This is a genomic window from Bradyrhizobium sp. IC4060 (assembly GCF_020193715.1).
Taxonomy (GTDB): Bacteria; Pseudomonadota; Alphaproteobacteria; order Rhizobiales; family Xanthobacteraceae; genus Bradyrhizobium; species Bradyrhizobium yuanmingense.
Genome location: NZ_JADYVJ010000004.1, coordinates 162,473 through 185,121, shown reverse-complemented (window position 1 = coordinate 185,121; position 22,649 = coordinate 162,473). Strand labels below are relative to the sequence as shown.

Here is a 22,649-nt window from a genome sequence, read left to right as displayed (position 1 = left end):
CCGCGCGGGGCCTCGATTGGAGGCGTCAAGTCACGGGCTAGCGACGTCGAGCCAGGCCGCCATACCCACCATAGTGCGAATTGCGCCAGAAATCGATCGATGCAAGTCTTGCATCGATCGATGCCGGATTTGGCTTGGACAGAGAATGCCGCCCGCCCTAGGGACGACATTGGCGCTTGACTTCACACCTGAAGCGGAGCGACCCAAGGCGGCCTGCAGCCGGGCCGACAACGATATAATCGATCTCAATCAACCCAGGAGGAAGCCCACATGAAGACGCTCACCGGTATCATCACAGCCGTTGCACTGGCGGTCTCAGCACCCCTGGCCACTGCACGCGATTTCCGCTCGGCTGACGTTCACCCCGCCGATTATCCGACCGTCGAGGCGGTCAAGTTCATGGGCCAGCAACTCGCGGCGGCGAGCGGCGGCAAGCTTGGCGTGAAGGTGTTTCCGAACGGCGCCCTAGGCTCGGAGAAGGACACGATCGAGCAACTCAAGATCGGCGCGCTCGACATGATGCGGATTAATGCATCGCCGCTGAACAATTTCGTGCCCGAGACTATCGCGTTGTGTCTGCCCTTCGTCTTCAGGGACACGCAGCACATGCGCACCGTCCTCGATGGTCCGATCGGCGATGAGATCCTGGCAGCCATGGAGCCCGCGGGCCTGGTCGGCCTTGCCTATTACGACAGCGGCGCGCGCTCGGTCTATACCGTCAAGGGACCGGTCAAATCGCTGGCCGATCTGAAGGGCCTGAAGATCCGCGTCCAGCAATCAGACCTGTGGGTCGGCATGATCCAGAGCTTGGGGGCCAACCCGACGCCGATGCCCTATGGCGAGGTCTACACCGCGCTCAAGACCGGCCTCGTCGACGCTGCCGAGAACAACTGGCCGTCCTACGAATCCTCCCGGCACTTCGAAGCCGCCAAGTTCTACAACATCACCGAGCACTCCCTCGCGCCCGAAGTTCTCGTGATCTCGAAAAAGGTCTGGGACGCGCTGAGCAAGGAGGACCAGGCGATGGTTCGCAAGGCCGCCAAGGAATCGGTGCCCGTCATGCGCAAGCTCTGGGACGCGCGCGAGCAGGCCGCCCGCAAGACCGTCGAGGCAGCCGGCGTTCAGGTGGTCACGATTGGCAACAAGGCGGAGTTCGTCGATGCGATGAAGCCGGTTTACCAGAAGTTCGCCGGGAACGAGAAGCTGCAGAGCCTCGTCAAGCGCATCCAGGACACGAAGTAAGACAATTCGGGAACCGGGTCCGGCGTCGCCGCCAGGCGGCACCGGATCCCGTAAGGAGGCGCGGGATGACAGACCCACACGTCGCAAGTCACGAGCAGGGGGCCGTAGCAACACGCCCGTCCACCGGCTTGCTGTCGCGGGTCAATGCCCCCATCGCGCGCCTTGGCATGTACCTGTCGGTGACAGGCCTGCTCGTCATCGTCGCCATCGTCTTCTACCAGGTGTTCGGACGTTACGTGCTCAACTCCAGCCCGACCTGGACGGAGAACTTGGCGCTGGTCCTGATCCTCTACGTCACGCTGATCGGCGCCGCCGTCGGCGTGCGCGATGCCGGGCATATCGGCATGGACAGCCTGCTGGTCATGCTCCCCGATCACGCGCGGGAGAAGATCGAGATCGTGATCCACGTTCTGGTCGCCGGGTTCGGCCTCGCAATGGCCTATAACGGCTGGATCCTCGGCGCGTCGGTCGGCACCGTGAAGATCCCCAATCTCGGTCTGCCCGAGGTGATCCGCTACGTGCCGCTGTTCGCCTCCGGCGTCCTGATCGTTTCGTTTTCCATCGAGCACATCATTGCTCTCCTGCGCGGCGAAGAGGTCGTCCCCTCATGGAACTGATCATCCTCGGCGCCACCTTCTTCGGCTTTCTGATCCTCGGCGTCCCCGTCGCCTTCGCGATCGGCCTGTCGGCCATCTGCACCATCCTCTACGAAGGCCTGCCGGTCGCCGTCATCTTCCAGCAGATGATGTCGGGGATGAACATCTTCTCCTTCCTCGCCATTCCATTCTTCGTCTTCAGCGGTGAGCTGATGCTGCATGGCGGCGTGGCCGACAAGATCGTGCAACTCGCCAAGAATCTCGTCGGGCACATCCGCGGCGGGCTCGGCATGTCGAACGTGGTCGCGTGCACGCTGTTCGGCGGCGTCTCCGGCTCACCCGTGGCCGACGTGTCGGCGATGGGCGCGGTGATGATCCCGATGATGAAGAAGGAGGGATACGACACCGACTACGCCGTCAACGTCACCACCCATGCCTCGCTGGTCGGAGCCCTGATGCCGACCAGCCACAACATGATCATCTATGCGCTGGCGGCCGGCGGCAAGGTCTCGATCGGCGCGCTGATTGCCGCCGGTCTCCTGCCGGCGCTGGTGCTGATGGTCTGCATGCTGGTTGCCGCCTACGCGGTCGCGGTGAGGCGCGGTTATCCCGCCGGCAAGTTCCCAGGCTGGGCCGAGGTGGTCCGCTCGCTGGCGGCGGCGCTGCCGGGGCTTCTGATCGTCGGCATCATCCTGGCCGGCATCCTGTCCGGCGTCTTCACGGCAACCGAATCGGCGGCCATCGCCGTCACCTACTCGATCCTGCTGACTTTCTTCATCTATCGCACCATGACCTGGGGCAACTTCCTGCGCGCCGCCGCCAAGGCGGTGAAGACGACCGGGGTGGTGCTGCTGCTGATCGGCGTCTCCACCATGTTCCAGTACCTGATGGGACTTTACGAGGTGGCGGATCTCGCCGGCGCGATGATGAACAAGTTGTCGACGCAGCCCTGGGTGATCTTCCTGCTCATCAACATCATCCTGTTCGTGCTCGGCACGTTCATGGACATGGCGGCAACGATCCTGATCTGCACCCCGATCTTCCTGCCGATCGCGATGAAGGCGGGCATGGACCCGGTGCAGTTCGGCATGCTGATGCTGATCAATTGCGCCCTCGGGCTCAACACGCCGCCGGTCGGAACGACGCAATTCGTCGGCTGCGCCATCGGCGGCATCTCGGTCGGCGCGGTGATGCGCACCATCCTGCCGTTCTATGCTGCGCTCATCGCAGCACTGATGTTCGTGACCTACGTCCCTGCATTCTCGTTGTGGCTGCCGCGCCTCTTGATGGGCTACAAGGGCTAGTAGCACCAGGGAGACAATGTCAGTGGCGGACTATCGCAAGCTCTTCGATCTCACCGGCAAGACCGCGCTCGTGCTCGGCGCCGCATCCGGCATCGGCAGATCGTCGGCCGAAGCGCTTGCGGATCTCGGCGCCCGCGTCGTCTGCGCCGATCGCGCGCTCGAGGCAGCGGAGGCGACCGCCGCCGGTATTCGCGACAAGGGCGGCTGGGCGGAAGCAGCCGGCTGCGACGCCGCAAGCGCCGCGGATGTCAATGCGCTGGCCCAAACCGTGATGCAGAAGTTTCCGCGGCTCGACATCGCCGTGACGACGCCCGGCCTCAACATCCGTAAGACCATCCTCGACTACACCGAGGAGGATCTCGACCGCGTCCTCAACCTCAACGTCAAGGGCACGGTCTGGTTCTTCCAGGCCTTCGGCCGCATCATGGTCGCGCAGAAGGGCGGCAGCATCATCGCCTGCTCCTCGATCCGCGCGGTGACCATCGAACCCGGCCTCGGCATCTACGGCTCGACCAAGGCGGCGATCGGCCTGCTGGTGAAGGGCTTTGCCTCCGAGGTCGGGCACGCCGGCGTGCGCGTCAATGCGATCGCCCCGAGCATCGCCGAGACCGCGCTGACCGGCCCTTTCAAGCAGCGCCCCGACATCTACAATCTCTACGCCGGCCACACCGTGTTCAACCGCTGGAGCAGCGCCGACGAGGTCGCGACCGCCGTCGCCTATCTCGCCTCGGATGCCGCAAGCTATGTCAGCGGCAGCACGCTGTTCGTCGACGGCGGCTGGACCGCCGTCGACGGCCCGCCGACCGGTCTCACCCAGTTGCACAAATAGCAAAGGATGTAGCTCGGGTTGCGCTTGCACGTCGCGCGGCTCACTGGCAGGCCTCCTTCGCAACCGCAGCAGGAAGCTCCGGCACGCGCGGCTTGAGCAAATCGCATGGGGCTTGCCGGATAAATGCGCTCGGCTGGCCGGTATTTTGGTGTTACGAACTGGGACATGAACCAGCACGCCAAGATCAACGCGAAGATCGAGATCCGCCATTCGACCTGTCCGCATGATTGCCCCTCGGCCTGCGCCCTCGATGTCGAGGTGGTCGAAGGCCGCAGCATCGGCCGCGTCCGCGGTTCGAAGAAGCAGACCTACACCGCCGGCGTCGTCTGCGCCAAGGTCGCCCGCTATGCCGAGCGCATCCATCATCCCGAGCGGCTGATCTATCCGCTGCGCCGCACCGGCCCCAAGGGTTCAGGTCAGTTCGCGCGGATCTCCTGGGACGAGGCGCTGGACGAGATCGGGCACCGATTCAATGCGGCCGAGCGCGAGTTCGGTGCGGAATCGATCTGGCCCTATTACTACGCGGGGACAATGGGGCTCGTGATGCGCGACGGGCTCAACCGTCTCACGCATGTGAAGAAATATTCGCGCTTCTATCAGACCATCTGTGCCAACGTCGCGCGCATCGGCTTTGCGATCGGCACCGGCAAGATCGCCGGCGTCGACCCGCGCGAGATGGCGCTGTCCGATCTCGTCGTGATCTGGGGCACCAATCCCGTCAACACTCAGGTCAACGTGATGACGCACGCCTCGCGCGCCCGCAAGGAGCGCGGCGCGAAGATCGCGGCGGTCGACATCTATGACAACGAGACCATGAAGCAGGCCGACATCAGGATCATCCTGCGGCCCGGCACCGACGGCGCCTTCGCCTGCGGCGTCATGCATGTCCTGTTCCGCGACGGCTACGCCGACCGAGCCTACATGGACAAGTATACCGATTGCCCCGCCGAGCTCGAGGCGCATCTGAAGTCGCGCACGCCGGAATGGGCCTCGGCGATTTGCGGCGTTCCGGTGTCGGAGATCGAGGCTTTCGCCAAGGCCGTCGGCGAGACCAAGCGGACCTTCTTCCGTCTCGGCTATGGCTTCACCCGCTCGCGCAACGGCGCGACGCAGATGCATGCGGCGCTGTGCATTCCCGCGGTGACCGGCGCTTGGCAGTATGAAGGCGGCGGCGCCTTCTTCAACAACTACGCGCTGTGGCACTTCAACGAATCCATCATCGAAGGCCACGACGCGATCGACAAGTCGACGCGCGCGCTCGACCAGTCGCAGATCGGACGCATCCTCACCGGCGATGCCGGAGCTCTGCAGGGCAAGGGTCCGGTCAAGGCGATGCTGATCCAGAACACCAACCCGATGACGGTGGCGCCGGAGCAGGCCCTGGTCCGGCAGGGCTTTGCGCGGGAGGATCTGTTCGTGGTGGTGCACGAGCAGTTCATGACCGAGACGGCGCAGATGGCCGACATCGTGCTGCCGGCGACGATGTTCATGGAGCATGACGACCTCTATTACGGCGGCGGCCATCAGCACATCTCGGTCGGTCCGAAGCTGATCGACCCGCCGGGCGAATGCCGCTCCAACCACGAGGTGTTGCAGGCGCTGGCGCCGCGGCTGGGCGCCAGGCATCCGGGCTTCGAGATGAGCCCGCGCGAATTGATCGACGCGACCTTGAGGCTGAGCAATCACGGCGACATCGCCGGCCTTGAAGCCGACATCTGGCGCGACCTGCAGCCGGATTTCCGCACCTCGCATTATCTCGACGGCTTCGCCCACGCCGACGGCAAGTTCCATTTCAAAGCCGACTGGGCGCATCCGCCGTTCGGCGTCACCATGGGCGACTACGACAAGATGCCTGGTCTGCCGGATCATTGGGCAGTGATCGAGCACGCCGACCGGGCCCATCCGTTCCGGCTTGCGACCAGCCCCTCGCGCAGCTTCCTCAACACCACTTTCAACGAGACGCCGTCCTCGCAGGCGCGTGAGGGCCGGGCCAGCGTGATGATCCACCCGCTCGACGCCGCCGCGCTCGGCATCGCCGATGGCGATGCGGTGACGCTCGGCAACGGCCGCGGCGAGACCACGCTGATCGCGACGCTGTTCGAGGGCGTGCGGCGCGGTGTCCTGATCGCCGAATCCGTTCATCCCAACAGCAACCATATCGGCGGCCGCGGCATCAACACGTTGACGGGCGCAGATACGATCGCGCCGATCGGCGGCGCGGCGTTCCACGATAATAAAGTCTGGATCAGGAAGGCGGCCTCAGCTCAAGGCGTGCACTCCGTGACGCCGTAGCCCGCGAATTCCTTTGCAATGTTCGGGTTCATCGACTTCGCCTGCGCGATATCGGTGGCGCCGTCGCCGCCGCTTCTGCGCGCAGCGATGCCGCGGCCGAACAGCGAGGACGAGGAGCGCGGGTTGCGCTGGATCGCGTCGGTATAATCCTTGATTGCCTCGGCATTGCGCCCGAGCTTGAGGTTGACGAGCCCGCGGCTGTCGAGTGCATCGCTCAAGCCCGGGTTGATCTGGAGCGCCAGATTGCAGTCCACCAGCGCGCCTTGCGGGTCGCCCGTCGCAGCCCGGCTCCAGCAGCGGTTGTTTAGGGCTTCCGCGTCCTTGGGCGCGCGGCGGAGCACCGCGTCGAAATCCTGTATCGCGAGCGCATAGGCGCGCTTGATCGCGTAGACCTGGCCGCGTTTGTAGCGCGAGGTGACATCGTTGGCGTTGGCGGTGATCTTGCGGCTGAGATCGGCGATGACGGGATCTCGTGCCAGTTCGTCCGCATTCGGGGCGGGCTCCGCCTGCGGTACCTCGCAGACCGGCTTTTGCGGCTCGGGTGTCTGCACCTGTGGCTTGGCCGCGTCGTCCCGCGGCCGCGTCGCCGGGCTTGCGAACGAGAACTCCGTCGTCAGCGAGGAGGACAGCCAGGGCACTTGCTCGCGGTTGGTGGCGGCAACGACGCCATTCTTGGTGTTGGTCAGGGCCTGCTCGGCGCTGATGTTCGGCGCGCGCATTTCGCGCAGCAGCTCGGCGACAAAGAGGCTGCGATCGGTCTTGCCGGTCGCCGTGACCGCGCCGAGCGCAGCGGAGTAGAGCACCAGCGTATTGCTCGGTGCGATCGCCGGTGCCAGACCGGCCGAATGGCGGCGGAAGCGCCGCTCGAACGGGTTGCGGCGGGAAGCGTCGATCAGCGCGATCTTGATGGCGGCACCGCGCGTGTTCATCTCGGCGAGGATGGCGTCGAGGCCGAAGCCGTCGCGCGAGACGTCCGGCTCGGTCCAGATCTGGGCGTCGACCGGCAGCAGATAGGTCTGACGGTTGGACTGGATGGCAAAGCCGTCGAAGAAGATCAGCGCCACCGCGCCGCGCTCGATGCGGTCGTAGAAGCGGCCCAGCACCTGCCGCATGGCATCGCCGGTGAGATTGCTCTGCCTGTCGACGACGAAGCCGCCGCGCTTCAATTCCTCGGCGACGTCCTGGGCATCGTTGGCGACCTCGCTCAGGACGAACTCATTGTCGGGATATTTCGCGTTGCCGATCACCAGCGCGATCTTCGCGGCGTCGGCCGCATGGCATGCGGCGCCGCCGCTCAGCACGACCAATCCTGCCAGCAACAACATCAATGCGGCGCGCATGAAATGGCTCATCGGTGATCAAATCTCCGGTCAGGATAGCGCGCGCAAGCCCCAGTTCAATCGCGAAGCGAAGTTGCGCCCACACGCTATGGTGAGGCGACCCTGCAGATTGCCCTTGCGCGCGCCGCCGGTCCTGCCGCAAATGGCTGCAAAACGGGACCAAGCGAGCGAGCATGTCATGACCGACACCACAGCCGTCATCACCGAGAAGCGCGGGCAGGCGTTCTGGATCACCATCAACCGGCCGGAGAAACGCAACGCGCTGAACGGCGAGGTCATCGCCGGGATCACAAGAGCCTATCGCGACGCGCATGAGGACAAGGACGTCCGCGTCATCGTGCTGACGGGCGCGGGCGACAAGGCGTTCTGCGCGGGCGCCGACTTGCAGAATTCCGGCGCGGCTTTCGCGATGGATCATTCCAAACCAAATGTCGACTATGCCGATCTGTTACGTTTGTCACAGAACGCCACGAAGCCGGCGATTGCGCGCCTCAGTGGCGTCTGCATGGCCGGCGGCATGGGCCTTCTGTGCATGACCGACATGGCGGTTGCGGCCGATCACGTCGTCTTCGGCCTGCCGGAGGTGAAGGTCGGCGTGTTCCCGATGCAGGTGCTGAGCCTGCTGCAGCGCATCGCTCCGCCCCGTCTCGTCAACGAATGGGCGCTCACGGGCGAGCCGTTCGACGCCAGGGCCGCGCAGGCCGCTGGCCTGCTCAACTACATCGTGCCGGCCGCCGAGTTAGATGCCAAGGTTGACTGGCTGATCGCCCGCATCGTCGACAAATCCCCGACCGCGATCCGCCGCGGCAAATACGCCATGCGCGCGATCGCCTCGATGTCGTTCGACGAGAGCATCGCCTATACCGAAAGCCAGATCGCACTGCTCGCGATGACCGAGGACGCCAAGGAAGGGTTGAAAGCGTTCAGCGAGAAGCGGAAGCCGGTCTGGACGGGGAGGTGAGGGGATCCGCTCTCGCATCTCGGACGCGCCGCAACGCGTCGGCGTCGCTGCGCAGAGCCGGGACCCAGGGCGGCACGAACGAGAATGTAGCCGCATCCTCCGCCGTCATTCCGGGGCGCGCGTAGCGCGAGCCCGGAATCCATCGTGCAGCAAGTGATGCGGAGAAATGGATTCCGGGCTCGCGCCAAGGGGCGCGCCCCGGAATGACAATCTCACCCCGCGTTCGCCTTCAGTCCCGCCGCCTGAATCCCCGCCACCGCGCAGGCTTCGTCATTGTCGGACGTATCGCCGGAGACGCCGACCGCGCCGAGCAGGGTGGTGCCATCCATGATCAGCACGCCGCCGGGGACCGGTACCAGCGCGCCCTTCGCGATCGTGTTCACGGCATCGACGAAATAGGCCTGCTCCTGCGCGCGCTGGAACAGAGCACGCGAGCCCATGCCCATGGCGAGCGCGCCATAGGCCTTGCCATGCGCGATCTCGGCGCGCATCAGGCTGGTTCCGTCCTGCGCCGCCGCGAGCTTGAGCACGCCGCGCGCGTCCAGGATGGTGACGACCAGCGGCTTCAGCTTGAGCTCGCCGGCTTTCGCGAAGGCGGCTTCGAGGATTTTTCGGGCGGTGTCGAGGGTGAGATCAGCCATGGCTGGTTTCCTTTGCAGCTGGAGAGGTGGCGTTGGATTTGGCGCGATCGAGGCTCATGGCCAGCACGCGGGCGACGTGAAGTGCTTCGCGCTGGGCGCCGTCGTGGATCTGGTGCCGGCATGAGGTGCCGTCGGCGACGACGAGCGTATTCCGGTCAGCCTTCCGCACGGCCGGCAGCAGTGACAGCTCGGCCATCTCGATCGAGGCATCATACGTGTCCGCGCCATAGCCGAAGGCGCCGGCCATGCCGCAGCAGCTCGACTCGATGGTCTTAACCTCAAGGCCTGGGATGAGGCGCAGCACCTGCTCGACAGGCTTGAAGGCGCCGAAGGATTTTTGATGGCAATGGCCGTGCACCACGGCCTTGTCCGCGACGATGCCGAGCGGCAGTTGCAGCCTTCCGGCCTCTGCCTCGCGCGCCAGAAACTCCTCGAAGGTCAGCGCGTGGGCGCCCACCGCCTTGGCTTCGTCGTCCTTGCGCAGTGAAGCGAGCTCGTCGCGCAGCGTCAGGAGGCAGCTCGGCTCGAGGCCGACGATCGGCACGCCGCGCGCCGCGTATGGCGCGAAAGCCGAGACCAGCCGGTCGAGCTCGACCTTGGCTTCGTCGACGAGCCCGGCTGACAGGAATGTGCGGCCGCAGCACAGCGGACGGTTGCCGCTCGCAAGTTTTGGCAGATGCACGCGATAGCCGCCGGCCGTGAGCACGCGCAGCGCGGCGTCGAGATTCTCGCGCTCATAGATGCGGTTGAAGGTATCAGTGAACAGCACGACCTCGCGACCGTCCGTAGGCCCGACGCTTTCGGACGGCGGCACGAACACATCGCGGCGAAAGGCGGGGAGGGCCCGGCGCGCGCTGATGCCGGCAAACCGCTCGAACAGCCTTCGCAGCAGCGGGCTGCCGTTGCGCAAATTCGCCAGCGGCGCCAAGCGCGACGCAAGACCGGCATAGCGCGGCAGATATCCAACCAGCCGGTCGCGCAGCGTCAGGCCGCGGCTGGCGGCGCGCGCCGCGAGCACCTCGATCTTCATCTTGGCCATGTCGACGCCGGTCGGGCATTCATGGCGGCAGGCCTTGCAGGAGACGCAGAGTTCGAGCGTCTCCATCATCTCGTCGGACGAGAGCGCATCTGGGCCGAGCTGGCCGGAGATCGCAAGCCGCAGCGTATTGGCGCGGCCGCGGGTAACGTCCTTCTCGTCGCGCGTGGCGCGATAGGACGGGCACATCACGCCGCCCTCGAGCTTGCGGCAGGCGCCGTTGTTGTTGCACATCTCGACCGCGCCCTGGAAACCGCCGCCGGCGCCGGGATAAGCCGACCAGTCGAACTTCGTCTTCAGCTCGCCGACCCGATAGTCCGGCTTGAAGCGGAACAGCGAGCGGTCGTCCATCCTGGGCGCATCGACGATCTTGCCGGGATTGAGCAGGCCGGCAGGATCGAAGCGCTGCTTCACCTCTCTGAAGTCGGCGACGAGGCGCTCGCCGAACATGGCCTCGTGGAATTCGGAGCGCACCAGCCCGTCGCCGTGCTCGCCGGAATGCGAGCCCTTGTACTCGCGCACCAGGGCGAAGGCCTCTTCGGCGATGGCGCGCATCGCCTTGACGTCCTTCTCCAGCTTCAGGTTCAGAACGGGGCGCACATGCAGGCAGCCTTCGGAGGCGTGCGCGTACATCGTGCCGCTGGTGCCGTGCTTGGCGAACACTTCGTTCAGCCGCGCGGTGTAGTCGGCGAGGTGCGGCAGCGGCACCGCGCAGTCCTCGACGAAGGAAACCGGCTTGCCCTCCTGCTTCATCGACATCATGACGTTGAGGCCGGCGGCGCGGAAATCGGCGATGCCGCTCTGCAGCGCGGGTTCGGTGATCTCGACCACGCCACCCCATTTGCGCGTGTCGTTGTTCCAGCCGAAGCCGAGATCCGCCATCAGCTCGCTGAGCTGCTTGAGGCGCACCAGATTGTCCGACTGGTCTTCTTCAGCGAATTCGACCACCAGCACGGCATCCGGATCGCCCTTGATCGCCGCGGAGATGACGGGTGCGAACATCGCAATGTCGCGGCCGAGCGCGATCATGGTGCGGTCGACCAGCTCGACCGCAATCGGCTTGAGCTTGACCAGGTGCTGGGCCGCATCCATGGCCTCGTAGAAGCTGCCGAAATGGCAGACGCCGAGCGCCTTGTTGCGGATCACGGGCCACAGCTTCAGCTCGACCTTGGTGGTGAAGGCGAGGGTGCCTTCGGAGCCGACCAACAGATGCGCCATGTTGTTCGGCGCGTTGCGCGGCACCAGCGCATCGAGATTGTAGCCGCCGACGCGGCGCTGCACCTTTGGGAAGCGCGCGGCGATCTCGTCGGCCTCGCGGGTGCCGAGGTCGAGCATGTCGCGGAACAGGGCGCGGGTGCTGTCGCCGGCCTCGAGGTCGGAGAGATCGCGCGCGACCTCGCCAAAACGGCCCAGCGTGCCGTCGGCGAGCGATGCCTCCATCGACAGCGTGTTGTCGCGCATGGTGCCGTAGCGCAGCGAGCGGCCACCGCAGGAATTGTTGCCAGCCATGCCGCCGATGGTGGCGCGGGAGGCCGTGGAGACGTCAACCGGAAACCACAGGCCGTGCTTTTTGAGCTGACGGTTGAGGTCGTCGAGCACGATGCCGGGCTCGACTACGCAGGTGCGGCCTTCGACATCGAGCGACAGGATCTGGTTGAGGTGCTTGGATAGATCGATCACGAGGCCGTCATTGACGGTCTGGCCGCATTGCGAGGTGCCGCCGCCGCGCGGGGTGACCTTCAGCCCCTCGTCACGCGCAATCGCCAGCGCCCGCAAGGCCTGGCCCATGGTCTTCGGGACCACCACGCCAGCCGGCATGATCTGGTAGAACGAGGCGTCGGTGGCGTAGCGGCCGCGGCTGAAGCCGTCGAACAGCACGTCGCCGGTCAATTCCGACCGCAGGCGCCGTTCGAGCGAGGAGGCGTTCGTCATCCCTGATCCCGGACTGACCCGGCGAGGCTCAGCCTTGCTGGGATATTCATTGTGGTTCCTGACCGACTATATTGTGAATGCAAAATGAGCAAGCCTGGCGCCTTTAAGGCGATGCCGGCGCGCCCTCTTGGGGCTCGGTCAGGTGCTCGATCGCTGCCGTCCGTTTGTTGCGCAGATGCTGGAACAGGATGTCGCTGAGCTCGCTCCCGGCGCGGCGGCGCAGCGCATCGAGGATGGCCTCGTGCTCGCGCATGGCTTCCGCCCAGCGCTGCCGCTTGCGGGCGAAATTGGCGGAGTAGCGGACGCGTCGGATCCGGCCGGCGAAATTGGCGTAGGCAATCTTCAGCGTATCGTTGCGCGCGGCATCGACGATGCTCTCGTGGATGCGCTGGTTGGCCTGGAAATAGCCGTGCATGTCGCGATGCAGGTAATGGCCGTACATCTCGTAGTGCAGCTGCTCGATCGCCGTGATTTCCGCATCCGTTATGGCTTCGCAGGCGAGGCGCCCGGCTAGGCTTTCCAGGCCTGCCATGACGTCGAACAGTTCTTCGAGGTCGCGCTGGCTGAGCTGGCGCACCCGTGCGCCGCGGTTTGGCAGTAGCTCGATCAGGCCCTCGGCGGCGAGCACCTTGAGCGCCTCGCGCAACGGCGTGCGGGAGATGCCAAGCATCTCGCAGAGCTGCCGCTCGGGAACGCGCGCGCCCTCAGGAATATTGCCCTCGACCACGTAATCGCGCAGCCGCAGCAGGATCTCGCCATGCAACGAGGCCTCGTGACGGTTTTCCTGGCGCTCGCCATTGCCGGCGGACGGGGTGATCGGAACCCCGGTGTCGGGAATCGTGGATTTCATTTGCAGCACGGTAGTTTGCCCGATTGGTCGCGTCGATGTCCGCAATCGAATACCAGATTTCGATTGAAGGGACAAAAAATGAATGCAAAATAGCCGGCAGAACCGGCCATAACCTGCCGAAAGGGAGCTTTGCATGCCTCAGGGACGCCATTTCCTGCAGATTCCGGGCCCGAGCCCGGTTCCCGAGCGTGTCCTGCGCGCGATGGACATGCCTGTCATCGACCACCGCAGCGCCGAATTCGGCGAGCTCGGCCGCACCGTGCTCGAAGGCAGCCAGAAGATCTTCCAGACCAGGGGGCCGATCGTGATCTTCCCCTCGTCGGGGACCGGCGCCTGGGAAGCCGCGATCGTCAACACGCTGTCGCCGGGCGACAAGGTGCTGATGGTCGAAACCGGTCACTTCGCCACGATGTGGCGGCAGATGGCCGCCCGCTTCGGCATCGAGGTCGATTTCGTCCCGGGTGACTGGCGCCGCGGCGCCGATCCCACGGTGATCGAGGCCAGGCTCTCCGAAGACGCCGCGCGCACCATCAAGGCGGTGATGGTCGTGCACAACGAGACCTCGACCGGCGCGACCAGCCGCATCGCCGAGATCCGCGCCGCGATCGACCGCGCCTCGCATCCGGCACTCTTGATGGTCGACACCATCTCCTCGCTCGGCTCGATCGACTATCGCCACGACGAGTGGAAGGTCGATGTCAGCGTCAGCTGCTCGCAGAAGGGTTTCATGCTGCCGCCCGGCCTCGGCTTCAACGCGATCTCGGACAAGGCGCTGGCAGCATCCAGAACCAACAAGATGCCGCGCTCCTATTTCGACTGGGAGGAGATGCTCAAGCCCAACGCCAAGGGTTTCTTCCCCTATACGCCCGCGACCAATCTGCTCTACGGCTTGCGCGAGGCGATCGCGATGCTGCTCGAGGAGGGGCTCGACAATGTTTTTGCGCGGCATCAGCGCTTGGCGGCCGCGACGCGGGCCGCGGTCAACCATTGGGGTCTCGAAGTGCTGTGCCAGGAGCCTTCGGAGTTCTCGCCGGTGCTCACTGCTGTGCTGATGCCTCCGGGCCATGATGCCGATCAGTTCCGGAAAGTCGTGCTCGACAATTACAACATGTCGCTCGGCTCGGGCCTGTCGAAGGTCGCCGGAAAGGTCTTCCGCATCGGCCATCTCGGCGAATGCAACGCGCTGACGCTGCTCGGCGCGCTCACCGGCATCGAGATGGGCCTGTCGGTGGCCGGCGTGCCGCACCGCGCCGGCGGCGTGGACGTCGCGATGAAGCTGCTGGAGCAGCGCCCTCAGGGCAATGCCGCGCCGCATCTGAAGATCGTCGGCACGTAAAGGTCGGCCCGCGAAGATGGTCGCGACGGAGCGGCTGAGGGCAGGCCGGCCCGCTATGCGCGAGGGGCCCTTTGGAGGAGAGGACAAGCCGGTCAAATGGTGCTATTCGGCGCCCACCAAACCAAGGCAAGACCGGGAAGGACGCCGATGACCGTGCATACTGGAAGGCATTTCTTACAGATTCCAGGACCGACCAACGTGCCCGATCGGGTGCTGCGGGCGATGGATATGCCGACTTTGGACCATCGCGGTCCGGAGTTCGCCGAGCTCGGTTTTGCCGTGCTTGCCGCAATGCAGCGCGTATTCCGCACCAAGCAGCCCGTGATCATCTTCCCCTCGTCCGGTACCGGCGCCTGGGAAGCGGCGATGGTCAACGTGTTCGCGCCCGGCGACAAGGTCTTGATGTGCGAGACCGGCCAGTTCGCCGTGCTGTGGCGCGGCATCGCCGACAAGTTCAAGCTCGATGTCGACTTCATCCCGAGCGACTGGCGCCATGGTGCCGATCTTGCGGAGATCGAGAAGCGCCTTGCCGCCGACAAGCAGCACGCCATCAAGGCGGTCTGCGTCGTGCACAACGAGACCTCGACCGGCTGCGTGACGCCGCCGCTGGAGGTGCGCAAGATCCTCGACCGCACCAAGCATCCGGCGCTGCTGATGGTCGACACCATCTCCGGGCTCGGCTCGATGGAATATGAGCACGACGCCTGGGGCATCGACGTTTCGGTCGCCGGCTCCCAGAAGGGCCTGATGCTGCCGCCGGGCCTCGGCTTCAACGCCGTCTCGGAGAAGGCGCTCGCGGTCGCCAAAGCCAACCCCGGCATGCGCTCCTACTGGGACTGGCAGGAGGTGATCAGCTTCAACAAGCTCGGCACCTTCCCCTACACGCCCGCAACGAACCTGCTCTACGGCCTGCGCGAGGCGGTGAAGATGCTGGAGGAGGAGGGGCTGGAGAACGTCTGGACCCGCCACAAGCGCCACAGCGCCGCGACGCGTGCTGCGGTCAAGGTCTGGGGCCTCGAGACGCAATGTGCCGATCCCGCCGCGCATTCGCCGGCGCTGACCGGCGTGCGCGTGCCCGAGGGCTTTGATGCCGACGCCTTCCGCAAGGTGGTGCTGGAGAACTTCGACATGTCGCTCGGCACCGGCCTGAACAAGGTCAAGGGCAAGGTGTTCCGCATCGGCCATATCGGCCATTTCAACGATCTGATGCTGATGGGCACGCTCGCCGGCGTCGAGATGGGCCTCGACCTCGCAAAGATCCCGCACCGGAGCGGCGGCGTATTGGCGGCCATGGACGTCCTGAAGGGACGCGACGTTGTGCCGATGACCAAGGCCCAGGTTGCCTGAGGCTCAGGTTGCCTGAGGGTGGCCTGCCTGAACTGTAGTGAAGAAGTGAGCGCGCGATGAACGCACCGACGACTACCAACGAAGACCTGCTCTACTCCGTCACGGACGGCATCGCGCGGATCACCTTCAACCGCCCGCAGGCGCGCAACGCCATGACCTTCGCCATGTATGACCGCATGGCGGAGATCTGCGAGGAGATCAACGCCGACCGTTCGATCAAGGCGCTGATCCTGACCGGCGCGGGCGACAAGGCGTTCGCCTCCGGCACGGACATCTCGCAATTCCGCGCCTTCAAGACCGCGCAGGATGCGCTCGACTACGAGGCGCGCATCGATCGCGTGCTCGGCACGCTCGAGCAGTGCCGCGTGCCGGTGATCGCGGCGATCGCCGGCGCCTGCACCGGCGGCGGCGCGGGGATCGCGGCCTGCTGCGATCTTCGCATCGGCACCGAGACGACGCGGATGGGCTTTCCAATCGCACGCACGCTCGGCAACTGCCTGTCGATGTCCAACATCAGCCGCGTCGTCGCGCTGGTCGGTCCCGCCCGCACCAAGGATATGATCTTCAAGGCGCGCCTGGTCGAGGCGCCGGAGGCGCTGGCGCTCGGCCTGCTCAACGAGGTCGTGCCTGACGTGGAGACGCTGCAGCGCCGTGCCGACGAGACTGCAAAGCTCGTCGCCAGCCACGCGCCGCTGACGCTGGAAGCGACCAAGGAAGCGGTGCGCCGCATCCGCCGCACGCTCTCGCGCGAGGAAGGCGAGGACCTGATCCTGAAAGCCTATATGAGCGAGGATTTCCGCGAGGGCATGGACGCCTTCCTCAACAAGCGGGCGCCGGTCTGGAAGGGCAAATAAGTCTCACGGGCTTTCGGCTCCGTCAGTCGAAAGTCATATGCGCGCAATTGCCCGTCTGCTTGAACTCTACAGGATTAATCCGCACTATGCAGGGATAGAATTTTCCGCAACTACAACTCAAAAAACATCAGGGGACGAAACTCGTGCGAATTCCAGTGAAAGCCCTCGGCGCCGCGATGGCGCTGTTGTTGAGCACGCCGGCCGTTGCGGCCTGGGAGCCGACGAAACCGGTGGAGATCGTGGTGGCGGCGGGCGCGGGTGGTGCCTCCGACCAGATGGCCCGGATGATGCAGGCCGCGATCCAGAAGAACAATCTGATGAAGCAGCCGATGGTGGTCTCGCTCAAGGGCGGCGCCTCCGGCGCGGAAGCGCTGATGTACATGAAGTCCAGCGAGGGCGACCCCAATAAGGTGCTGATCGCATATTCGCTGATCTACATGCTGCCGCTGTCGGCGAAGATCCCGTTCAACTGGCGCGAGCTGACGCCGGTCTCCGTGGTCGCGCTCGACCAGTTCGTGCTGTGGGACAACAGCGCAGGCCCCAAGACGTTGAAGGACTTCGTGGCGGCGGCGAAGGCTGCGAGCGCGCCGTTCAAGATGGGCGGCACCGGCTCCAAGCGCGAGGACCACGTGCTCACCGTGTTCCTGGAGCAGAAGACCGGCGCGAAATTCTCCTATCTGCCCTACAAATCCGGCGGCGAGGCCGCGACCCAGCTGGTCGGCAACCACACCGAAGCCAACGTCAACAACCCATCCGAAAATCTCGAGGTCTGGCGCGCCGGCCAGGTGCGTCCGCTCTGCGTGTTCGACAGGGAGCGCATTGCCTATACGACCAAGGTGACCGACACCCAGTCCTGGGCCGACATCCCGACCTGCAAGGAGGAGGGCGTCGACGTGCAATATCTGATGCTGCGCGCGATGTTTCTGCCCGGCAAGGTCACGCCGGAGCAGCAGGCGTTCTACGTCGATCTGTTCCACAAGGTGACGCAGACCGCGGAGTACAAGGACTACATGGAGAAGCAGGCCTTGAAGCCGATCTTCCTCTCCGGCAAGGACATGGTGCAGTTCCTCGAGGAGGACGATGCGCTGAACAAGTCGCTGATGACGGAAGCCGGCTTCGTCGCGAAGTAGCTGTCCCTTTTTTCTCCCTCTCCCCGTTCTTACGGGGAGAGGGTTGGGGTGAGGGGCTCTCTCCGTGAGTTCGACTCTCACCGTCCCTGCGGAGACTCCCCCTCACCCCGACCCTCTCCCCGCAAGCGGGGAGAGGGGGAATTGAACGCACTCCGTCCCTAACAGAGCATGTCCCAAACCGATATCGAAATCGTCGTCGAGGATCCCACCGCGCCCGAAGACGATTCCCCTTCCGTCGTCTCTTCCGGCACGATCGAAATCGTCGTCTGCCTGCTGCTGCTCGCGCTCGCGGTCACGCTCGGCTACGACAATTGGCGCACCGGCGCGTCCTGGGATGCGACCGGGCCGGAGCCCGGCTATTTCCCGTTCTATCTCTCCGTCATTCTCGCCGGCGGCAGCCTCTACGGCCTGATCGCCACGCTGCTTGCGCGGCGCGCCTCGTCCGGAACCTTCGTCACGCGCGCGCAAGGCCGCCGCGTGCTGGCTGTGTTCGTGCCGACGTCGCTGTTCTGCCTGGCGACGCAGTTCCTCGGCCTCTATGTCGCGAGCTTTCTCCTGATCGCGGGCTTCATGCGGCTCGTCGGACGGATCGCGTTGTGGAAGTCGCTGCTCACCGCGTTCGCGTTCACGGCCATCATGTTCGTCACCTTCGATGTCGCTTTCGACGTCATCATGCCGAAGGGACCGCTCGAAGCGGCCCTCGGCCGCTAGGCGGAGCCCCCGCGCGATGGAAGCTCTCGGTCTCCTGCTCCACGGCTTTGCCGTCCTGCTGACGTGGAAGACGCTCGTGCTCATGATGGTCGGGCTGGTGCTCGGCATCTTCGTCGGCGTGCTGCCCGGGCTCGGCGGTCCCAACGGCGTTGCGATCCTGTTGCCGCTGACCTTCACGATGGACCCGACCTCGGCCATCGTGATGCTGTCCTGCATCTATTGGGGCGCGTTGTTCGGCGGTGCCATCACCTCGATCCTGTTCAACATCCCGGGCGAAGCCTGGTCGGTCGCGACCACTTTCGACGGCTATCCGATGGCGCAGCAGGGCAGGGCGGCGGAGGCGCTGACTGCGGCGTTCACCTCCTCCTTCGTCGGCTCGCTGGTCGCGGTGCTCCTGATCACCTTCCTCGCGCCGATGATCTCGTCCTTTGCGCTGAAATTCGGCCCGCCCGAGTTCTTCGCGGTGTATCTCCTCACCTTCTGCTCCTTCGTCGGCCTCGGGCGCGAAGCCAAGCACAAGACCGTCATCTCGATGTCGCTGGGCCTGCTGCTGGCCGGCATCGGCATGGATACGGTGTCCGGCAGTCTGCGCATGACCTTCGGCTCGCCGGAGCTCTTGCGCGGCATCAACTTCCTGGTCGCCGTCATCGGCCTGTTCGGCATCAGCGAGATCCTGCTGACGATGGAGGAGCGCCTTGCGCTGCGCGGGCATGCGGCTAGCATCTCGCTGCGCGTCGTCCTCGGCGTCTGGAAGGATCTGCCGAAATACTGGGTGACGCTGCTGCGCTCCTCTTTCATCGGTTGCTGGCTCGGCATCACCCCTGGCGGTGCGATCGCGGCCTCCTTCATGGGCTACAATCTGGCAAAGCGCTTCGCCAAGGAGCCCGAGGGCTTCGGCAAGGGCCGCATCGAAGGCGTGTTCGCGCCGGAGACGGCGGCGCATGCCTCCGGCACCTCGGCGCTGCTGCCGATGCTGGCGCTCGGCATTCCCGGCTCGGGCACGGCCGCGATTCTGCTCGGCGGGCTGATGGTGTGGGGTCTCAATCCGGGGCCGCTGCTGTTCGTCGAGCACAAGGATTTCGTCTGGGGCCTGATCGCCTCGATGTATCTCGGCAACGTCGTCGGCCTCGTGCTGGTGCTGACGACGGTGCCGATCTTCGCCTCGATCCTGCGCGTGCCGTTCGCGGCGGTGGCGCCGATGATCGTGGTGTCCTGCGCGATCGGCGCCTATGCCATCCAGAACGCGATGTTCGACATCTGGCTGATGCTGGGCTTCGGCGTGGTCGGTTACGTCTTCAAGAAGATCGGCATTCCGCTGGCGCCGTTCACCCTGGCGCTCGTGCTCGGCAACCGTGCCGAGGATGCCTTCCGCCTGTCGATGATCGGCTCCGGCGGCACCCTGAAGGTGTTCTGGTCGAACGGCCTGGTCGGCTCGATCACGACCCTGGCGATTCTGCTGCTGTTCTGGCCGGTGATCGACAATCTCCTCGCCCGTGTCGGGTTGACGCATGGGACCAGGGCGACATCGCCTTAGGATGGTGGAGAAATATTCTATCAAATCAATAGCTTATGTCGAAGGTGGCTTTCTAGTCGGGATGCCAGCGCGACCTCCGATTGTTTCCGAATGTTGCCGCGGCGGCACAGCTCTTGGGTGAGGATGCGCGTATATTTCGATCACAAGATCGTGCAAGGGGGAATTCTCCATGAAGCGGATAGTGATTGGAATGGCGGCTGCGATGTCGCTGTTTGCCACGGGCGCGCTGGCCGCCGATCTCGCGGCAAAGCCGTATGTCAAGGCGCCTATCGTCGATCCGGTCTGGAGCTGGACGGGCTTCTATGTCGGCGCCAACGGCGGCTACAGCTGGGGCCGTTCGCGCACCGACGTCACCTACACCAACACGGCGACCGGTGCGGTGATCGTGCCGCCGGCCGGATCCGTCACCAGCGCCTCGTTCGACATGAACGGTGCCGTCGCCGGTGGCCAGGCCGGCTACAACTGGCAGAGCACGAATTGGGTGTTCGGCATCGAGGGCGACCTGAATTGGTCGGACGAGAAGGGCCGCGCCGGCTTCAACTGCGCCCCCACCAGCATTGCAGGCGGCGCCTGTCTTCCGGGCCTGACCTTTCTGCCCCCCGGCGCTGCTGTCGGCACCACTCTGACGCTCGACCAGCATCTGCAATGGTTCGGCACGGTGCGCGGCCGCGTCGGCTTTCTGGCGACACCGAAAGTGCTGTTCTATGGCACCGGCGGCGTGGCCTTCGGCGAGATCAAGACCACGGGCACCATCTCCGGCTTCACGCCGGCTGGTGTCGCGGTCGCCTCGACCAGCTCTTCGTCGGATACCCGCGTCGGCTGGACCGTGGGTGCGGGTGTGGAAGGCAAGATCACTCAGAACTGGAGCGCCAAGCTCGAATATCTCTATGTGGATCTCGGCCGGTTCTCGTCAGGTCCGTTCTCGCTGGCGCCGTTGCCCACGATTGCGGCCAGTGCTTCCTCCCGCTTCACCGACCACATCCTGCGCGCCGGCATCAACTATCAATTTGGTGGCCCGGTGGTCGCGAAGTACTAAGCGAAGTACTGAGATCAAGAAGGCGTCAATAAGAAGCAAAGCCCGGCTCGCGCCGGGCTTTGTCGTTGCAGACGGGGCGCGCGAGATTCACACCACCTTCGCGTCTCTGAGCCCTGCGATCTCGTCCGCGCCGAAGCCGAACTCCTTCAGCACTTCGTCGGTCTGCTCGCCGAATTCCGGCGGCCGCGCCACCATCCTGCTCGGCGTGCGCGACAGCGTCACGGGCTGGCCGACCAGGCGGATATCCCGGCCTTCATCGTTCGGCACGTCCTGCGCAATGCCGAGATGCCTGACCTGCGCGTCCTCGAACATCTGGTCGATGGCGTAGATCGGCCCGCAGGGCACGCCGGCCTCGTTGAGCTCGCGGACCCAGGTCTCGGTCGACTTCGTCACGGTGCGCTTCTCGATCTCGGCGTTGAGCGCATCGCGATTCCTGGAGCGGGCGGGAGCCGTCGCATAGTCGGGATGAGTGTAGAGCTCCGGCGCGCCGATCGCCTGCGCACAGCGCTCCCAGATCCGCCCGCCCGTGGTGGCGATGTTGATGTAGCCGTCGGAGGTCTTGAACACGCCGGTCGGAATGCTGGTCGGATGGTTGTTGCCGGCCTGCTTGGCGACCTCCTTCTCCATCAGCCAGCGCGCGGCCTGGAAGTCGAGCATGAAGATCTGGGCCTGCAGCAGCGAGGTCTGCACCCACTGGCCCTTGCCCGAGACCTCGCGCTCGAGCAGGGCGGTGAGGATGCCCATCGCGCAAAACAGACCGGCACTGAGGTCGGCGACGGGGATGCCGACCCGCATCGGGCCTTCGCCCGGCGCGCCGGTGATCGACATCAGCCCGCCCATGCCTTGCGCGATCTGATCGAAGCCCGGCCGCTTGTGGTAGGGGCCGTCCTGGCCGAAGCCGGAGATGCTGCCATAGACGATGCGCGGGTTGATCGCGGCGAGGCTGTCGTAGTCGATGCCGAGCTTCTTCTTCACGTCGGGCCGGAAATTCTCGACCACGACGTCGGCCTTGACGGCGAGGCGCTTGAACACCGCGAGCCCGCGCTCGTCCTTCAGGTTCAGCGTCATTGCCCGCTTGTTGCGGTGCAAATTCTGAAAGTCGGAACCGCGCCGCGGCCCGCCCGGCTGCTCGCCGCCGGCATCCTCGGTCAGCGCGTCGATCTTGACGACGTTGGCGCCCCAGTCGGCGAGCTGCCGCACGCAGGTCGGCCCGGAGCGGACACGGGTCAGATCGAGCACGGTGAAGCGCGACAGGGCTTCCGAGGCATGCGGGAAGGGCATCGTGAAAGGCTCCGGGACAGATTGGGCGCCTACCATAGTGCCCAGAGATCACGCGACAAGCCGGGCCGGCGCCGATGCCGCCTGCTGAAATGCCTTGCCTGAGGCGCTGTCTGCGAGATCAGCGCGACAGGCGCTTCAATTCGGCCCGCGCCTGCGCGGCAAGGGGATCATCGCCATGGCGCGCAATGAAGAGTTCAAGGGCCTCCCGCGTTCCCTTCCGGCGGGCAGCTTCATATTCCTCTGCCACCGCAGCGGCAGGATCTCGCGCCATCGGCATGGAGGGCGCGCGCCCTCGCTTGCTGCTGTCGTCTGCCTTGGCCTTCTCCACCATCACGGGCAGTCCTCCGAGAGGTTGTTGGGACAGTCCAGCAAGCGCAATCAAGGCGCCAAACAGGCT

The 22,649-nt window shown here is 65.2% G+C and carries 19 protein-coding genes; 13 read left to right on the top strand and 6 right to left on the bottom strand.

Translation table 11 applies throughout. The features are described from left to right. The first annotated feature begins 270 nt into the window (after nt 1–270). From I6F16_RS16825 to I6F16_RS16805, 5 genes are all read left to right on the top strand, one after another. Nucleotides 271–1,242 carry a TRAP transporter substrate-binding protein gene (locus I6F16_RS16825; protein WP_036043896.1) on the top strand — a complete coding sequence of 324 codons (972 nt, stop codon included), beginning with the start codon at nt 271–273 and terminating at the stop codon, nt 1,240–1,242. 65 nt (nt 1,243–1,307) lie between these two features. After that, nucleotides 1,308–1,859, top strand: coding sequence for a TRAP transporter small permease (locus tag I6F16_RS16820; protein ID WP_036029012.1), 552 nt, complete (start codon nt 1,308–1,310; stop codon nt 1,857–1,859). Next, nucleotides 1,850–3,142, top strand: coding sequence for a TRAP transporter large permease (locus tag I6F16_RS16815; RefSeq protein ID WP_036043893.1), 1,293 nt, complete (start codon nt 1,850–1,852; stop codon nt 3,140–3,142). Before I6F16_RS16820 ends, I6F16_RS16815 begins: the two co-directional genes overlap by 10 nt. Nucleotides 3,143–3,164: 22 nt before the next feature. Beyond that, the gene (locus tag I6F16_RS16810; protein WP_225111932.1) at nt 3,165–3,971 is read left to right on the top strand and encodes an SDR family oxidoreductase; all 807 of its coding nucleotides are present in this window, start codon (nt 3,165–3,167) and stop codon (nt 3,969–3,971) included. Between the two features lie 165 nt (nt 3,972–4,136). Continuing rightward, nucleotides 4,137–6,263 carry a molybdopterin oxidoreductase family protein gene (locus tag I6F16_RS16805; protein ID WP_225111931.1) on the top strand — a complete coding sequence of 709 codons (2,127 nt, stop codon included), beginning with the start codon at nt 4,137–4,139 and terminating at the stop codon, nt 6,261–6,263. On the opposite strand, the gene I6F16_RS16800 is transcribed toward I6F16_RS16805, so the two are convergent. After that, a complete protein-coding gene (locus I6F16_RS16800) occupies nt 6,236–7,615 on the bottom strand; it encodes a caspase family protein (protein WP_225111930.1) in 1,380 nt (459 codons plus the stop codon). The genes I6F16_RS16805 and I6F16_RS16800 overlap by 28 nt on opposite strands. 166 nt (nt 7,616–7,781) lie before the next feature. On the opposite strand from I6F16_RS16800, the gene I6F16_RS16795 reads away from it, so the two are divergent. Then, the gene (locus I6F16_RS16795; RefSeq protein ID WP_036007523.1) at nt 7,782–8,564 is read left to right on the top strand and encodes an enoyl-CoA hydratase/isomerase family protein; all 783 of its coding nucleotides are present in this window, start codon (nt 7,782–7,784) and stop codon (nt 8,562–8,564) included. A gap of 212 nt (nt 8,565–8,776) precedes the next feature. On the opposite strand, the gene I6F16_RS16790 is transcribed toward I6F16_RS16795, so the two are convergent. From I6F16_RS16790 to I6F16_RS16780, 3 genes are all read right to left on the bottom strand, one after another. Then, on the bottom strand, nt 8,777–9,205 hold the full coding sequence (locus I6F16_RS16790; protein WP_109143030.1) for a heme-binding protein: 429 nt from the start codon (nt 9,203–9,205) through the stop codon (nt 8,777–8,779). Continuing rightward, on the bottom strand, nt 9,198–12,173 hold the full coding sequence (locus I6F16_RS16785) for an FAD-binding and (Fe-S)-binding domain-containing protein (RefSeq protein WP_225111929.1): 2,976 nt from the start codon (nt 12,171–12,173) through the stop codon (nt 9,198–9,200). The genes I6F16_RS16790 and I6F16_RS16785 overlap by 8 nt, the downstream gene beginning before the upstream one ends. A 103-nt stretch (nt 12,174–12,276) precedes the next feature. Continuing rightward, nucleotides 12,277–13,023 (bottom strand): GntR family transcriptional regulator, encoded by a 747-nt coding sequence (locus I6F16_RS16780; RefSeq protein ID WP_225111928.1) that lies wholly within the window; start codon nt 13,021–13,023, stop codon nt 12,277–12,279. Between the two features lie 133 nt (nt 13,024–13,156). On the opposite strand from I6F16_RS16780, the gene I6F16_RS16775 reads away from it, so the two are divergent. From I6F16_RS16775 to I6F16_RS16745, 7 genes are all read left to right on the top strand, one after another. Next, nucleotides 13,157–14,359 carry an alanine--glyoxylate aminotransferase family protein gene (locus tag I6F16_RS16775; RefSeq protein ID WP_225173874.1) on the top strand — a complete coding sequence of 401 codons (1,203 nt, stop codon included), beginning with the start codon at nt 13,157–13,159 and terminating at the stop codon, nt 14,357–14,359. Between the two features lie 147 nt (nt 14,360–14,506). Continuing rightward, the gene (locus tag I6F16_RS16770; RefSeq protein ID WP_036029042.1) at nt 14,507–15,706 is read left to right on the top strand and encodes an aminotransferase class V-fold PLP-dependent enzyme; all 1,200 of its coding nucleotides are present in this window, start codon (nt 14,507–14,509) and stop codon (nt 15,704–15,706) included. A gap of 56 nt (nt 15,707–15,762) precedes the next feature. After that, entirely contained in the window at nt 15,763–16,560 is a 798-nt protein-coding gene (locus tag I6F16_RS16765; protein WP_225173873.1) for an enoyl-CoA hydratase/isomerase family protein, read from the top strand. Nucleotides 16,561–16,736: 176 nt separating this feature from the next. Further along, entirely contained in the window at nt 16,737–17,690 is a 954-nt protein-coding gene (locus I6F16_RS16760) for a tripartite tricarboxylate transporter substrate-binding protein (RefSeq protein WP_162130872.1), read from the top strand. Between the two features lie 168 nt (nt 17,691–17,858). Continuing rightward, a complete protein-coding gene (locus tag I6F16_RS16755; protein WP_225173872.1) occupies nt 17,859–18,401 on the top strand; it encodes a tripartite tricarboxylate transporter TctB family protein in 543 nt (180 codons plus the stop codon). A gap of 16 nt (nt 18,402–18,417) precedes the next feature. After that, nucleotides 18,418–19,935 (top strand): tripartite tricarboxylate transporter permease, encoded by a 1,518-nt coding sequence (locus I6F16_RS16750; protein WP_036007455.1) that lies wholly within the window; start codon nt 18,418–18,420, stop codon nt 19,933–19,935. A gap of 169 nt (nt 19,936–20,104) precedes the next feature. Beyond that, complete coding sequence (locus I6F16_RS16745) at nt 20,105–20,971, top strand: outer membrane protein (RefSeq protein WP_225173871.1); 867 nt, start codon at nt 20,105–20,107, stop codon at nt 20,969–20,971. Nucleotides 20,972–21,058: 87 nt separating this feature from the next. Here the strand turns inward: I6F16_RS16745 and I6F16_RS16740 are convergent, their stop codons facing one another. Further along, on the bottom strand, nt 21,059–22,252 hold the full coding sequence (locus I6F16_RS16740; RefSeq protein WP_225152443.1) for a CoA transferase: 1,194 nt from the start codon (nt 22,250–22,252) through the stop codon (nt 21,059–21,061). A gap of 118 nt (nt 22,253–22,370) precedes the next feature. Further along, entirely contained in the window at nt 22,371–22,583 is a 213-nt protein-coding gene (locus tag I6F16_RS16735) for a hypothetical protein (protein WP_306469137.1), read from the bottom strand. Between the last annotated feature and the right edge of the window lie 66 nt (nt 22,584–22,649).

What these genes read in the sequence shown, in the direction of transcription:
- I6F16_RS16825 (WP_036043896.1), top strand. Translation starts at nt 271, where the DNA reads ATGAAGACGCTCACCGGTATCATCACAGCCGTTGCACTGGCGGTCTCA.
- I6F16_RS16820 (WP_036029012.1), top strand. Translation starts at nt 1,308, where the DNA reads ATGACAGACCCACACGTCGCAAGTCACGAGCAGGGGGCCGTAGCAACA.
- I6F16_RS16815 (WP_036043893.1), top strand. Translation starts at nt 1,850, where the DNA reads ATGGAACTGATCATCCTCGGCGCCACCTTCTTCGGCTTTCTGATCCTC.
- I6F16_RS16805 (WP_225111931.1), top strand. Translation starts at nt 4,137, where the DNA reads ATGAACCAGCACGCCAAGATCAACGCGAAGATCGAGATCCGCCATTCG.
- I6F16_RS16800 (WP_225111930.1), bottom strand. Translation starts at nt 7,615, where the DNA reads ATGAGCCATTTCATGCGCGCCGCATTGATGTTGTTGCTGGCAGGATTG.
- I6F16_RS16795 (WP_036007523.1), top strand. Translation starts at nt 7,782, where the DNA reads ATGACCGACACCACAGCCGTCATCACCGAGAAGCGCGGGCAGGCGTTC.
- I6F16_RS16790 (WP_109143030.1), bottom strand. Translation starts at nt 9,205, where the DNA reads ATGGCTGATCTCACCCTCGACACCGCCCGAAAAATCCTCGAAGCCGCC.
- I6F16_RS16785 (WP_225111929.1), bottom strand. Translation starts at nt 12,173, where the DNA reads ATGACGAACGCCTCCTCGCTCGAACGGCGCCTGCGGTCGGAATTGACC.
- I6F16_RS16780 (WP_225111928.1), bottom strand. Translation starts at nt 13,023, where the DNA reads ATGAAATCCACGATTCCCGACACCGGGGTTCCGATCACCCCGTCCGCC.
- I6F16_RS16775 (WP_225173874.1), top strand. Translation starts at nt 13,157, where the DNA reads ATGCCTCAGGGACGCCATTTCCTGCAGATTCCGGGCCCGAGCCCGGTT.
- I6F16_RS16770 (WP_036029042.1), top strand. Translation starts at nt 14,507, where the DNA reads ATGACCGTGCATACTGGAAGGCATTTCTTACAGATTCCAGGACCGACC.
- I6F16_RS16765 (WP_225173873.1), top strand. Translation starts at nt 15,763, where the DNA reads ATGAACGCACCGACGACTACCAACGAAGACCTGCTCTACTCCGTCACG.
- I6F16_RS16760 (WP_162130872.1), top strand. Translation starts at nt 16,737, where the DNA reads ATGGCGCTGTTGTTGAGCACGCCGGCCGTTGCGGCCTGGGAGCCGACG.
- I6F16_RS16755 (WP_225173872.1), top strand. Translation starts at nt 17,859, where the DNA reads ATGTCCCAAACCGATATCGAAATCGTCGTCGAGGATCCCACCGCGCCC.
- I6F16_RS16750 (WP_036007455.1), top strand. Translation starts at nt 18,418, where the DNA reads ATGGAAGCTCTCGGTCTCCTGCTCCACGGCTTTGCCGTCCTGCTGACG.
- I6F16_RS16745 (WP_225173871.1), top strand. Translation starts at nt 20,105, where the DNA reads ATGAAGCGGATAGTGATTGGAATGGCGGCTGCGATGTCGCTGTTTGCC.
- I6F16_RS16740 (WP_225152443.1), bottom strand. Translation starts at nt 22,252, where the DNA reads ATGCCCTTCCCGCATGCCTCGGAAGCCCTGTCGCGCTTCACCGTGCTC.
- I6F16_RS16735 (WP_306469137.1), bottom strand. Translation starts at nt 22,583, where the DNA reads ATGGTGGAGAAGGCCAAGGCAGACGACAGCAGCAAGCGAGGGCGCGCG.